The 12834-nt window shown below is 71.1% G+C and carries 16 protein-coding genes; 7 read left to right on the top strand and 9 right to left on the bottom strand.

The genetic code is table 11. The features are described from left to right. The first annotated feature begins 70 nt into the window (after nt 1-70). Entirely contained in the window at nt 71-1603 is a 1533-nt protein-coding gene (locus BGO91_RS03510) for an ATP-dependent DNA ligase (RefSeq protein WP_290471484.1), read from the top strand. A 204-nt stretch (nt 1604-1807) separates the two neighbouring features. Next, a complete protein-coding gene (locus BGO91_RS03505; RefSeq protein ID WP_290471483.1) occupies nt 1808-2425 on the top strand; it encodes an HdeD family acid-resistance protein in 618 nt (205 codons plus the stop codon). A gap of 10 nt (nt 2426-2435) precedes the next feature. Here BGO91_RS03505 and BGO91_RS03500 read toward each other — a convergent pair whose 3' ends face one another. The 3 genes from BGO91_RS03500 to BGO91_RS03490 form a co-directional block, all read right to left on the bottom strand. Further along, the gene (locus BGO91_RS03500) at nt 2436-2600 is read right to left on the bottom strand and encodes a hypothetical protein (protein ID WP_290471482.1); all 165 of its coding nucleotides are present in this window, start codon (nt 2598-2600) and stop codon (nt 2436-2438) included. A gap of 410 nt (nt 2601-3010) precedes the next feature. Beyond that, nucleotides 3011-3502 (bottom strand): GNAT family N-acetyltransferase, encoded by a 492-nt coding sequence (locus tag BGO91_RS03495; RefSeq protein WP_290471481.1) that lies wholly within the window; start codon nt 3500-3502, stop codon nt 3011-3013. A gap of 26 nt (nt 3503-3528) precedes the next feature. Beyond that, complete coding sequence (locus BGO91_RS03490; protein ID WP_290471480.1) at nt 3529-4002, bottom strand: RimK/LysX family protein; 474 nt, start codon at nt 4000-4002, stop codon at nt 3529-3531. A gap of 24 nt (nt 4003-4026) precedes the next feature. Between BGO91_RS03490 and rimK the strand changes: the two genes are divergently transcribed. Then, on the top strand, nt 4027-5229 hold the full coding sequence (rimK, locus tag BGO91_RS03485) for a 30S ribosomal protein S6--L-glutamate ligase (protein ID WP_290471479.1): 1203 nt from the start codon (nt 4027-4029) through the stop codon (nt 5227-5229). A 231-nt stretch (nt 5230-5460) separates the two neighbouring features. Here the strand turns inward: rimK and BGO91_RS03480 are convergent, their stop codons facing one another. Beyond that, nucleotides 5461-5655 carry a hypothetical protein gene (locus BGO91_RS03480; RefSeq protein WP_290471478.1) on the bottom strand — a complete coding sequence of 65 codons (195 nt, stop codon included), beginning with the start codon at nt 5653-5655 and terminating at the stop codon, nt 5461-5463. Nucleotides 5656-5781: 126 nt separating this feature from the next. Here BGO91_RS03480 and BGO91_RS03475 point away from each other — a divergent pair, with 126 nt between their 5' ends. After that, nucleotides 5782-6072 (top strand): DUF4287 domain-containing protein, encoded by a 291-nt coding sequence (locus BGO91_RS03475; RefSeq protein WP_290471477.1) that lies wholly within the window; start codon nt 5782-5784, stop codon nt 6070-6072. Nucleotides 6073-6262: 190 nt separating this feature from the next. Here the strand turns inward: BGO91_RS03475 and BGO91_RS03470 are convergent, their stop codons facing one another. Further along, a complete protein-coding gene (locus BGO91_RS03470) occupies nt 6263-6616 on the bottom strand; it encodes a UBP-type zinc finger domain-containing protein (RefSeq protein ID WP_290471476.1) in 354 nt (117 codons plus the stop codon). Between the two features lie 325 nt (nt 6617-6941). On the opposite strand from BGO91_RS03470, the gene BGO91_RS03465 reads away from it, so the two are divergent. The 3 genes from BGO91_RS03465 (at nt 6942) to BGO91_RS03455 (ending at nt 10139) form a co-directional block, all read left to right on the top strand. Then, nucleotides 6942-7883 (top strand): cupin domain-containing protein, encoded by a 942-nt coding sequence (locus tag BGO91_RS03465; protein WP_366925287.1) that lies wholly within the window; start codon nt 6942-6944, stop codon nt 7881-7883. 797 nt (nt 7884-8680) lie between these two features. After that, nucleotides 8681-9568: a methyltransferase domain-containing protein gene (locus BGO91_RS03460; protein ID WP_290471475.1), complete on the top strand. Its 888-nt coding sequence runs from the start codon at nt 8681-8683 to the stop codon at nt 9566-9568. Between the two features lie 4 nt (nt 9569-9572). Next, nucleotides 9573-10139, top strand: coding sequence for a gamma carbonic anhydrase family protein (locus tag BGO91_RS03455; protein ID WP_290471474.1), 567 nt, complete (start codon nt 9573-9575; stop codon nt 10137-10139). Here BGO91_RS03455 and BGO91_RS03450 read toward each other — a convergent pair. From BGO91_RS03450 to BGO91_RS03435, 4 genes are all read right to left on the bottom strand, one after another. Further along, a complete protein-coding gene (locus tag BGO91_RS03450) occupies nt 10093-10620 on the bottom strand; it encodes a DUF6328 family protein (RefSeq protein ID WP_290471473.1) in 528 nt (175 codons plus the stop codon). The two genes, BGO91_RS03455 and BGO91_RS03450, sit on opposite strands and share 47 nt — an antisense overlap. A gap of 93 nt (nt 10621-10713) precedes the next feature. Continuing rightward, on the bottom strand, nt 10714-11037 hold the full coding sequence (locus BGO91_RS03445; RefSeq protein ID WP_290471472.1) for a hypothetical protein: 324 nt from the start codon (nt 11035-11037) through the stop codon (nt 10714-10716). A gap of 76 nt (nt 11038-11113) precedes the next feature. Next, entirely contained in the window at nt 11114-11995 is an 882-nt protein-coding gene (locus BGO91_RS03440) for a phosphate ABC transporter ATP-binding protein (protein WP_290471471.1), read from the bottom strand. Nucleotides 11996-12005: 10 nt separating this feature from the next. Beyond that, nucleotides 12006-12834, bottom strand: an 829-nt coding sequence (locus BGO91_RS03435; protein WP_290471470.1) for a sortase, incomplete at its 5' end; no start/stop codon positions are given.

Below are 12834 nucleotides of genomic sequence, written 5' to 3'. Positions count from 1 at the left end.
CACGACGTGAACCTCGGCAGCGCGGGACGCGGGGGTGGCGCTGTCGGGGGGCGGTGGGAGACTGGGCGGCGTGCTCCTCGATGCGCTCGTGACCACCTCAGACGCTGTCACCGCCACGCGGTCGCGGCTGGCGAAGGTCGACGCCCTCGCCGGACTGCTGACCAGCCTGGCCCGGGACGAGATCGCCCCGGCGGTCGGGATGCTGGTGGGCCGGCCGCGGCAGGGGCGCGTCGGCGTCGGCTGGCGCGGCCTCGGTGCCGCGATGGGCGAGCCGGCGGCGGAGGCGACACTCACCATCGGCGACCTGGACGCGTTCCTCGACCATCTGCTCACCCTCTCGGGCACCGGGTCCGCCGCCGAGCGCACCGCCGCGTTGCGCGCGCTCACGGCGCGGGCGACGGCGGCCGAGCAGGACTTCATCGGCCGGGTGCTGCTCGGCGAGATGCGCACGGGAGCGCTGGAGGGCGTGCTCCTCGACGCCGTCGCCCGCGCCGCAGACCGTCCCGCCGCGAGCGTGCGCCGGGCCGCGATGCTGTCGGGCGATCTTGGCGAGACCGCGGTCCTGGCGCTGACGGGCACCGCGGACGAGCTCGACGCCGTCGGACTCGTCGTCGGCCGGCCGGTCATGCCGATGCTGGCGGCGACGGCGGCGAGCGCGAGCGCCGCACTCGAGGCGACCGGGGAGGCGTCGGTCGAGTTCAAGCTGGACGGGGCGCGCATCCAAGTGCACCGCAACGGGGACGAGGTGCGCGTCTTCACCCGCACCCTCGCCGACATCACGCACCGCGTGCCCGAGGTCGTGGAGGTCGTGCGCACGATGCCCGCGCGCGACCTCATCCTGGACGGCGAGACGCTCGCCCTCGACGAGGACGGCGGGCCGCGCCCGTTCCAGGAGACGATGTCGCGCTTCGGGTCGGAGTCGGTCGGCGAGACCGTGCTGCACCCCTGGTTCTTCGACATCCTGCACGTCGACGGCCGCGACCTGCTCGACGAGCCGCTCTCCGTGCGCCGCGCGGAGCTGGAGCGGGTGGCGGGCGAGCACCGCATCCCGGGCCGCGTCACCGACGACCCCGACGTCGCCGAGCAGGTCGCCCGCGACGCCCTCGCGGCCGGGCAGGAGGGCGTGGTCGTCAAGGCCCTCGGCTCGCCGTACGCGGCGGGGCGGCGCGGGTCGAGCTGGATCAAGGTCAAGCCGGTGCACACCTACGACCTGGTCGTGCTCGCCTGCGAATGGGGGTCGGGGCGCCGGCAGGGGCTGCTCTCCAACCTCCACCTTGGCGCCCGTGACCCCGACGGCGAGTACGGCGAGCCGGGCGGCTTCGTCATGGTCGGCAAGACCTTCAAAGGCCTGACCGACGAGATGCTGCGGATGCAGACGGAGCTGTTCCAGGAGATCGAGGTGCGGCGCACGCCCGGCACGGTGTGGGTCGCGCCCACGACCGTCGTCGAGATCGCGATCGACGGCGTGCAGCGCTCGAGCCGGTACCCGGGCGGCATCGCCCTGCGGTTCGCGCGCGTGAAGCGCTACCGCGACGACAAGCCGGCCGCCGAGGCCGACACGATCACGAACCTCCGCGGGCTCCTGCGCGGCACCCCGGAGTAGGCTCCGGGGCATGACGAACAAGACCCCGCGCGAAGAAGAGATCCAGAAGACCGAAGAGGCCAAGGTGGCCGAGAAGGAGCGCCTGGAGCGCGAGGAGGAGGAGCGACTGCGCTGACCGCCGTTCGACCGTCCGTGACGACGGTCATAGACAGGCGGGGGCGCTGAGCGCTAGCGTCCGAAGCATCCACGGAAAGGATGCTCACGATGTCGACTTCACAGCCTTCGGGGTTCGCCGCCTTCTCGCTCAACGGCAAGGACATGACCAATTCGGTCATCAACAGCGTGCGTGTCGCGCTCGGGATCAGCGGCACGGTGGCGCTCGTCATCGGCGTCATCATCGTGTTCTGGCCGAAGACCGCCGCGGTCGGCCTGACCGTCCTGCTCGCCATCTCCCTGCTCGTCTCCGGGCTGGCGTACCTGAGCATCGGGATCTTCGCCAAGGGCCTCAGCGGGGGCTCGCGGGCGCTCGACATCGTGTTCGGCGTGCTGCTCGTGATCGGCGCGATCATCGCGTTCGCCAACCTCAGCGGCACCACCGCGTTCCTGGCCGTGTTCCTCGGGATCCTCGTCGGGATCGCGTGGATCGTGGAGGGCGCGGTCACCCTGGCTCAGCTCGGCGACTCCCCGTCGCGCGGCTGGGCGATCTTCTTCGGCATCCTGAGCATCATCGCCGGCATCGTGCTGCTCTTCACCCCGCTGTGGGGGATCGTGGTGCTGTTCATCCTCACGGGCATCAGCCTGATCGTGCTCGGGATCATCCAGATCATCCGGGCGATCACCTTCGGCCGCGGGGTCGCCACCCCGGCCTCGCCCGCCGTCTAGCGGGAGCGCCTCAGGCGACCGCTTCGGCGTAGGTGTGGGTGCGGCCGATCGGGCACCAGCAGCCGACCAGGATCTCCTCGTGCGTGAGCGTGCTCTCGTAGACCTCCGCGTGGAAGTCGAGCGGGTTGCCCAGCTCCTCGGTGTCGATCGGCTCCGGCGTCGCGGTCTTCGTCATGACTGGTCCTCTCTGCGGCGGAGGGATGCACCCCTCCACGAGGTGAGACGACGGTCGCCACGATCTATGACGCGAACCGGGCGAATCGACTCCGCGCACCGTGGTGCAGTCGCGACGGGCCGGGTTCCGGGAGGGACCGCGGGGCCGGCCCGTCGACGACGGCGGACGCTCCGCATTCGGGTTGTCGGAGCGGGACCGGGAGGGTGGGGGCGCTGCGCGCCGCGTCCACCGGGAGGAAGCCCCCAGGGGATGCCGACTGCTCCGTGTCGGGTTGAGACGTCATCGCTGTTCGGATTTCGAATCCACATCGCGGCGGCATCCCCGGGCTGATCCCCACGCTATTGCCCCGCATGCCGTGTCCTCAATGTGGAGGACAGAAACCGTCAGGAGTTGACGGTGGACACGGTGGTCTACCGTTCGTTCCGGGTGAACAGATCCTCATGCGACACGGGCGTGTGGAGCATGCGGGCGTCGGACGCGAAGCCGTGACGCTCGTAGACCGGCACCGCGCGCGGGCTCGAGTGCACGGTGACGCGCTCGACCCCGAGCTCCGCCGCACGGCCCAGGACCGCGTCGATGAGCCGGCCCCCGATCCCTGCGCCGCGGAGCGCCGGCACGACGTACGCGCACTGCAGGTCGCCGGACTCCCGGTCGAAGGACCGCGCGCTGGGCACCCGCGGCGTGCGGGCGAGCCAGGTCATCCCGACGACCTCGCCATCGGACACCGCCACGAAGCAGGTGTGCGAGCCCTGGTTGGCGTCAGCCCACTCGGCGAACCGCGCCGCGAACACCTCCCGGGCGTCGTCGGGCTCGCCGCCGAACTCCAGGAGGGAGTCCCAGCGCAGGCCGCCGACGGCCGCCCACTCGTCCGGTCCGGCCGCATGCACATCCACGTCGCTCATCCCGCCACCCTATGACGGACGGTGCGCTAGACGCGGCCGCGGTTGCGGCGACGCACATCGCGCGGGGCGCGGCCGCCCAGGAACGACTTGCCCGGGTCGACGAGGAAGCCCTGGCGCAGCGCCTCCCGGCCCACGAGCATCCGGAAACCCATCTGGTCGCGGTTGCTCAGCGTGGTCTCGGCCTGGACCGTCCGCCCGGCGAGGGCGAGCTCGAGGAGGACGACGATGCGCTCCTCCGTGTGGCCCGACGAGCTCCGCACGACGCGGCGGTCGTGGATGTCGCACTCGACCTCGATGGCGTCCGCGTCGGAGTCCTGCCACGGGTGCACCGTGAAGCGCACCCGGTTGCCGTCGAGCTCCTCGACGTCGAAGGTGTGGAGGGCCGAGCTGCGGGCGCCCGTGTCGATCTTGACCTTGATCCACGGCACGCCGATGCCCGGAAGCTCCACCCACTCGCGCCAGCCGACCGCCACGGTGTTTGAATGGAGGTCGTCAGCCATTCCCCCATCTTGGCAGGAGCACCGGTGAAACTCGCCATCCTCTCGCGCGCCCCGCACGCCTACTCGACGCAACGGCTCCGCGCGGCGGCGCTGCAGCGCGGCCACCGGGTCAAGGTGCTCAACACCCTGCGGTTCGCGATCGACCTGTCGGGAGACGAGCCCGACCTGCAGTACCGCGGCAAGCTCCTGTCGGACTACGACGCCATCCTGCCCCGCATCGGCAACTCGATCACCTACTTCGGCACCGCCGTGGTGCGGCAGTTCGAACAGATGGACGTCTACACCCCGAACACCGCCAACGGGATCACCAACTCCCGCGACAAGCTGCGCGCCAGCCAGATCCTGTCCCGGCACAACATCTCGATGCCGGCGACGACATTCGTCAACAACCGCAACGACGTGCGCCGCGCCATCGAGCAGGTCGGCGGCGCACCGGTCGTCATCAAGCTGCTCGAGGGCACGCAGGGCATCGGCGTGATCCTGGCGCCCGAGGTGAAGATCGCCGAGTCGATCATCGAGACGCTGCACTCCACCAAGCAGAACGTGCTCATCCAGAGCTTCATCAGCGAGAGCCGCGGGCGCGACATCCGCGCCCTCGTGGTCGGCGACCGCGTCGTCGCGGCGATGCGGCGCGTCGCGAACGGGGACGAGTTCCGCTCCAACGTGCACCGCGGCGGCACCGTGGAGAAGGTGGAGCTGACGCCCGAGTACGAGCAGGCGGCCGTCCGGGCGGCGCAGATCATGGGGCTGCGCGTCGCCGGAGTCGACATGCTCGAGGGCAACGACGGACCCCTGGTGATGGAGGTCAACTCCTCCCCCGGCCTCGAAGGCATCGAGCGCGCCACCGGCCTCGACGTCGCCGGCGCGATCATCGACTTCATCGACAACCAGGTCGCCTTCCCCGAGATCGACGTGCGGCAGCGCCTCACCGTCTCGACCGGTTACGGCGTCGCCGAACTGCTCGTGCACACTAACGCGGACCTCGTCGGGAAGACGATCAAGGAGTCCGGACTGTGGGACCGCGACATCACGGTGCTGACCGTGCACCGCGGCAGCTCCGTCATCCCGAACCCGCGCAGCGGCGTGCTGCTGGAACCCGGCGACCGCCTCCTCTGCTTCGGCAAGCTGGAGGAGATGCGCTCCATGATCCCCGACCGCCGCAAGCGCCGCGCGAAGGTGCGCAAGCTGCCCAAGGAGCCGCTGCCGGAGGCCGAAGCCGCCTCCTGAGGGCGCGGCGCCGCTTCGCGCCCCTTTCCCGACATTCGTCACAAATCGCGGGAAAGCGCGCCACTTTCCCGACATTTGGCACGAATCGCGGGAAAGCGCACGCCATTCGCGACATTTGGCACAAATCGCGAATCGGGGTAGCGCGCGCTTCCTCGCGACATTTGTCACAAATCGCGGGAAAGCGCACGCAATTCGCGACATTTGGCACAAATCGTGGCCGGGCGTGGGCGGCTAGCGGCGGGCGTTCTCGACGTCGAGTGCGGAGTAGACCGCGCCGCCGCACTCCGTGCACGAGCCGCCCGCGGTGAGTTTGAGCGTGCCGCCGACGGTGCGGCCGATCACGACGATGCGGCCGCCGCAGCGCGGGCACGGCACCACGAGGGGCATGCTCGCGGGCATGCCGTCGGATGTCGGTGCGGGAGGCATGTGTGCCACTGTCGTCCCCCGGGAGCCCCTCGCGCAAGACGCCATCGGGATTTTCTCCGTTTTCGTTGCCGCGACCGGCCGGTGTCGGGCATGCTCGACACGCGACCACGACGGGGGAGGATGACGATGTCGTTCCAGGCGTATCTCGACAACATCGAGGCGAAGACGGGGCTCACCCCGCGGCAATTCATCGAGTTGGCGCACGAGCGCGGGCTCGACGCCCCGGGCACCAAGGCGGGCGACATCCTCACCTGGCTCAACGACGACTACGACCTCGGCCGCGGTCACGGGATGGCGCTGGTCCACGTGATCACCAAGGGACCGCAGATCGGCTCGAAGCACGTCGGCACCGACGGCACCCACTCCGACGAGTCGGAGACCCTGTGGCTGGACGGCGTCGCCACCAAGCCCAGCTGACCCGGCTGACCCAGTCCCGAGTGCGCGGAAAGTGGGGCCGGGAGCGCCGAGTACGCGGAAGTTGTGCGTAATCGACGGTCAGGCGCTCAGGCGAGCAGGCGGTCAGGCGCTCAGGCGAGCCGTCGGTCAGGCGCTCAGGCGAGCCGCCGGTCAGGCGCTCAGGCGAGTCGCCGGTCAGGCGTTCAGCCGGTCAGGCGAGCAGGCGCTGCCAGTCGGCGGGGACGCGGTCGGCCGGGCCGGGAGTCGGCTGGTCGAGCGGGTGGCTGTGCGGCGCGGCGAGCTCGGGACCTCCCGTGAACTGCTCCGTGTCGTAATCCCAGAACCAGTCCTCGCCCGGTTCGAAGCTCTGGATGACGCGGTGCCCCGACTCCTCCGCGTGCGCGGTCGCGTGCTTGCCGAGCGATTGGTCGCAGCAGCCGATGTGCCCGCACTCCGCGCAACGACGGAGGTGGAACCACCACGACCCGTCGCGCGTGCACTCCGCGCATCCGGGGCCTGAGGGCGGCACGGCGGGGTCGATGCCGCCACGGTGGGTGTCGGTCATGGGGTCCTCCTCCAGCGGGTGGCGGCGCTTCGAGGCGCCCTGCGCTGCCGAAGCTACTCGCGTCGCGCCGCCCGCGGCAGAGTCGGCGTGCCGCACATTTGGTCCAAATGTGGAGTTTGCCGCCGCCTTTCTCCACATTCGGTCCAAATGTGCGCGCTCTGGCCTACGCTCCTGACCGTACGCACCGCATCGGGAAACCCGGGGCGCCCGGGAGACAAAGGGTCGCAATGTCGGAGTCCAGGCACGTCGCGCAGCTGATCGGCGGGGAGGGCGTCTTCGAGAACGAGTTCGGCAGCATCACGCAGGTCACGTCGAGCTCGCTGCCATCCTGACCGGACTCTCGGTCAAGCGGATCACGCTGGCGCCCGGCGCGCTGCGGGAGCCGCAGTGGAACGTCAACGCCAACCAGATCGCCTACGTGGTGAAGGGCACCGTGCTCGTCTCCACCCTCGGCGACGGAGACTCCTTCTCCACCTTCGTCGTGCGGACCGGCCAGATGTACCACGTCGAGTCCGGCGCGGTCTATCACATCGAGAACGTCGGGGACGGGGAGGCGGAGATCATCGCCGCGCTCCGCTCCGACCGCCCGCAGCACTTCTCGCTGCAGGACAGCGTCAGCGCAATGTCGGACGCCGTGCTCGGCAACACCTACGACCTCCCCTCCTCCGCATTCGCCGCCTTCGACCGGCAGCACTCCTCGCAGATCGTCCACCGCGACGGCCCGGCGCGCATCCCCGACACCGCCGGCCTCCCCAACGCCCGCCTGTTCGACATGGAGGGCCAGCACGCGCCACTCTCCTACGAGTGGGGCCAGGCGCGTCTCGCCCGCAAACAGTTCTGGGCGGCGCTCGACGACCTCTCGATGTACGAGCTCGAGATCGGCGGCAACGGGATGCGCGAGCCCCACTGGCATCCCGTCACCGGCGAGCTCGGCTACGTGCAGAGCGGCCACGCCCGCATGACCGTGCTCGACCCCGACGGCTCCCTCGACACCTACGAGCTGCACCCCGGCGAGGCGTACTTCGTGCCCCGCGCCTACCCCCACCACATCGAGGCGCTCGGCGACGAGGGCATCCGCTTCCTCATCTTCTTCGACCAGCCCACCCCGGGCGACGTCGGCTACCGCGCCACAGCCTCCGCTTTCTCGCGCGAAGTGCTCTCGGCGGCCTTCAAGGTGCCCGAGCGGGACCTGCCGGCCTTCCCGTTCACTCCGGTCGACCCGCTGATCGTGGCGCGGGCGAACCCGCGGGATCCGGTGGTGGGGTAGGGGACGACGAGCGCCGGCTCTCGGGCAGGAGCCCCCCTCGGAGAAAACGGGCACGAGCCCTGTGGCTGCGACCGAGCCACCGCCCCAGGTGGTCTCCCTCGCTCGCATTTCGAATGCACTTCGATGCCACAGGGCTCCCCCGTGTTCCCCTCAATCCGGACGTTCGCACGCCGGATTGCTGACAAGCAAAGCGCATCGTCGCGACCGGAACACCGGGATCGGGCCGAATTGCGTGAGCGGAAGGCACGTTTTGCGTAGACGACGCAGTCTAGCTACGAGGTTCACCGGTCGAAACGCGAAGTGCGGTCGTGCTCACCGCGGTTGTGGGCGTCGGCGCGGGGCGGGTCAAGTGGGGTGCTTCCGGACCGGCGTAACTCCGGAAGTCGTGGGCGACGCGCCGCGCGATCCGCCGTTCGAACGGTGAGGCGGACGGCGTGGCGGGGTGGGAACCGGAGTTCCGGGGATTCGGGGAGCGGGGGTGGGTGCGGTGTAGGGAGGGGAGGAGATCGTGGTGCGGGAGGCGGTGGGGTGCGGGGAAGGGAGGAGATCGGGGACGCTTTGCGGGTGGTTATCCTCCGTTGTCGGCGATGGAGACGGGTAGACGGCGGGTGCCGGGTTGGCGGGCGGCAGGGCAGGTGGCCGGTGCCGGCAGCCGGCGGTCGAGCAGGCAGCGAACAGGCGGCGAGTGCGTGAAGGCGGACGGGCAGCGAGCGAGCGAGCGGGCGGGGGATCGGCTGGACGGGCGGGTGACCGGCTGGACGGGCGACCGGCCGGGACGGCGCGAGTAGCCTGGGCGCGTGAGCGCGACCGACGACCACCAGATCCCCACCGCCGAGGAGGCGCGCGCCGAGGTGCGGCGGCGGTTCGACGATCGGGCGCCGACGTATGACGAGAGCGCGATGCATCGGGGACTGGCGGATGCGGTCGCCGGGTTCGTGCTGGAGGCGGGTGCGCCCGGGGACGTGCTCGATGTGGCCACCGGCACCGGGCTCGTGCTGCGGGCCCTGCGCGAGCGCAGCGAGCGCGTCGAGCCCAGCGAGGGTGGCGGGCCAGGCCACCGCAGCGAACCGAGCCAGCACAGTCAGCCCGGCCAGCACAGCCAGCACAGTCAGCCCGGCCAGCACAGCCAGCGCGACCAGCGCGACCAGCGCGACCAGCGCGACCAGCGCGACCAGCGCGACCAGCGCAGCGTCCCCCGCCGGCCCGGCAACCACACCCCCACCGGACGCATGATCGGCGTCGACCTGGCGCCGCGGATGTTGGAGGTGGCGCGCACCCACCTGCCGGAGGCCGAGTTGATCGAGGCGGATGCCGCCTCCCTCCCGCTGCCGGACGATTGCGTGGACCTCGTCACGTGTGTGACGGGGCTGCAGCTGTTCACGGACGTGCCGGGTGCGATCCGCGAGTGGGCGCGCGTGCTGCGGCCGGGAGGGCGGGTGGTGACGGCGACGTTCGTCGCGTTCGATCCCAGCCGGCATCGGGCGGCGCCGCCGGCGGCGATGCTGCACCACGAGCCGTTCCGCAGTCCGGAGGCGCTGGACGAGACGTTCGCGCGGGTGGGTCTGCGCGTCGCGCGCCATGAGCGGTGGACGGACGGGGCGGACGACCTCTTGATCGCCGAGCTGGTCCCGGGCCGAGGCGACCACGAAGGAGCCGCGGCGGAGGGTCGCGCGCCCCTACACTGACCCCATGTCATCCGGCCTGGTCATCCACCCGTCCGCCTCGGTCGCCGCGTCCGCGACGCTGAGCGGGGACGTCACCCTCGGTCCCGGCGCCCGCGTGCTCGCGGGGGCGGTCGTCGACGGGACGCGCGGCCCCGTCACGATCGGCGAGGACTCGCTCGTGATGGAGCACGCGGTGCTGCGCGGGCGGGCGGGCCATCCGGTCGTCATCGGCGACGCCGTGCTGGTCGGGCCGCACACCAACATCACGGGTGCGCGCATCGAGGAGGAGGTCTTCATCGCGACGGGGTCATGCGTCTTCGCGGGCGCGGTGGTCGGGGCGCGCTCGGAGCTGCGCATCCACGCGGTGCTCCACGCGGGATCCACTCTGCCGCCGGACTCGGTCGTCCCGATCGGCTGGATCGCCGCCGGGAGCCCGGCTCAGCTCTTCTCGCCCGACCGCCACGACGAGCTGTGGGAGGTGCAGAGCACCCTCGACTTCCCTGGCCTGATGTACGGGGTGCCGCGCGGCACGTCGATGCGCGAGATCATGCGGCGCCAGAGCGAAGCGTATGGAGCGCGCGCCGACGGATGACGAGCGGCACCACGATCCACAGCACGACGACGACCAGGAACACCGCCGCCGCGGCGACGAGGCCGGCGCCGGGCGTGAGGAGGAAGTCGACGATGAACATCACGATGCCGGTGAAGAGCAGGGATGCCGCCGCGAGGCAGACGATCAGCAGCCGGCTGCCGTAGGCGACGAGCTCCTCCTTCAGCCGGTGGTGGAAGAGGAGGCGGTGCAGGGCGACCGGTGCGAGGGCCAGCAGCGTGATGGCCACAGCGAGCAGGACGAGCACGAGGTAGACGCCGACGTCGAACGCCGGCAGTTCCGTGAAGCGCTGCTGGAAGGGCAGGGTGAGCAGGAAGGCGGCGACGATCTGCGTGCCGGTCTGGAAGACGCGGAACTCCTGCAGCAGCTCGTTCCAGTTGCGGTCGGCGCGCTGGCTCGCGGTCTCGGGCCGGCCGTCGCCGGGATCCGCGTCGGGGGCGTCCGCCGCACGGGGTTCGTCCATGAGACGAGCATCGGTGCGTTGCGGTCGCCGGTCAAGGGCGGAGCCGTGGACGGGCTCCGGCCGCGGGTCGAGCCGACGGCTCAGGCCGACGGCTCAGGCCGACGGCTCAGGCTCGGGCTCGGGCGCGGCGTGGAGGGTGGCGTCCTGGCGGAAGCCGGCCGTCGCCTCCTCGTACGTGGTGTGCTTGCGGGCGGGATGCGACTCGGCGGGCGGCGGGACGTCGGTCTTGCTGAGCGCGTGCAGCACCAGCTGCTCGACGAGGCCGGCCGCCGTCGTGTCCCGGTGGCGAGCGATGCGAACCAGAGCCGCGTACTCCCGCTCGCCGAGGCGGAACGTCAGCGGGATTCCTGCAGGCGCGCGACCGGGGCCGTGCGCGGAGGCCGGCTGGGCCGCCTCGCTACCTTGAGAATCCTTCATATCCCCAGGATCGCACGAAACGCGTGATTTGCACCCGTTTTCGATCCAGAAGTGTATCCGCGGGATGAGAGGTCGCTCATCCGAAGCGGCCGTTGACGTAGTCGAACGTGCGGGGGTCGAGCGGATTCGAGAACATCGCCTCGGTGTCGCCGTGCTCGACGATCGCGCCGGGCTTGCCGCCCGCGGCGAGGAAGAACGCGCAGCTGCTGGAGACCCGCTGGGCCTGCTGCATGTTGTGCGTGACGATGACGATGGTGACCTCGGAGACGAGCTCCAGCATGGTCTCCTCGATGACGCGGGTGGAGGTCGGGTCGAGCGCCGAGCACGGCTCGTCCATCAGCAGCACGCGCGGCTTGACCGCGAGCGAGCGCGCGATGCACAGGCGCTGCTGCTGGCCGCCGGAGAGGCCGCCGCCGGGCGAGCGGAGCCGGTCCTTGACCTCCTTCCAGAGGCCCGCCTTCGTGAGGCAGGACTCGACCAGCTCGTCCTTCTCGTCGCGGCTCGCGCGGGTGCCGGTCAGCTTGAGCCCGGCGACGACGTTGTCGTAGATCGACATGGCGGGGAAGGGGTTGGGCTTCTGGAACACCATCCCGATCGACTTGCGGGCGTCGACGAGGCGCTTGCGCGGGTCGTAGATGTCGTCGCCGTCGAGCAGCACCTCCCCCGCCAGCGAGGCGCTCGGGATGAGCTCGTGCATGCGGTTCAGGATGCGCAGGAAGGTGGACTTGCCGCAGCCGGACGGCCCGATGAGCGCCGTGATCTCGCCGGCCTCCATCGTCAGGGAGACGCGGTCGAGCACCTGGTGGTCGCCGAACCAGGCGGTGATGCCGCGCGCTTCGAGGGCGGCGAGCTCGCCGGGGAGCGGCGCGAGCAGCGGCAGCGGGCTGGTCTGGTCCGGGAAGCCGCCGGGCGCGGGGAGGACGGCCGTGCGGTCGAGGGGGGCGAAGAGCTCGGACATGGGTTCTCTCTCAGAGCAGGTTGGGCAGGAGACGGGAGACCTGATCGGCGGCGATGACGCCCGCCGCGACCAGGATGGGGGCGAAGACGATCCAGGTGCGCTGGGCGCCGAACCGGTCGAGGGCGCGCGTGCCGATGAGCAGCGCGGCGACGAGCGCCTGCAGCGCGAACACGAGCAGCCACGCCGTGCTCGGGTCGCTGGCGAGCTCGCGGTCGGCGAGCGGGAGGGTGTTGGCGGTGGTCTGGCGCAGACCGCGGTCCTTGACCGGGGTGACGAGCTCCGCATCCACGCGCACGACACCGGCCGGCACGTACGGGAGGCCGCGGGCCGTCTCCAGGGTCATCCGGCCCTGGGTGCCGCGCAGCGCCGGCAGGTCGGGGTCGCCGGCGTAGCGGACGCCGATCACCCGGTAGACGCTCTTGCCCTGACCGGTGACGACGTTGATCGTCGCGCCGGGGGCGAGCTCCTGGATGCGCGAGAACGGGCCGCCGTAGGCCGCGGCCCGGCCGAGGATCACGCTCGTGCCCGGCTGACCGGGTAGCACGGTATCGCGCCGGTGGCCCGGGCCGTCCGCGGTCACGCCGGACGACGAGCCCTCGAGCACGTACTCCGACACTCCGATGGAGGGGATGGAGACCTTCGCGACGGGGGCGCCGTCGGCGACGAGCACGTCGTCGGTCGTGCCCTCGCTGACCGGCGCGGTCGCCGCGGCGAGCTGCTCGCGGAAGGTGTCGCCGGCGATCTGCTGGCCGATCAGGTGGTGCAGGTGGCTGATCAGGAGCATGTTGGCGGCGAAGGCGATGAGCAGCACGGCGCCGAGCGCGACCATCCCGCGCACG

Origin of the sequence: Leifsonia sp. 71-9 (assembly GCF_001898805.1) — a bacterium.
GTDB lineage: Bacteria > Actinomycetota > Actinomycetes > Actinomycetales > Microbacteriaceae > Leifsonia.
Note: the sequence above shows the minus strand (reverse complement) of the source record. Positions and strands in the feature narration are given on the sequence as shown.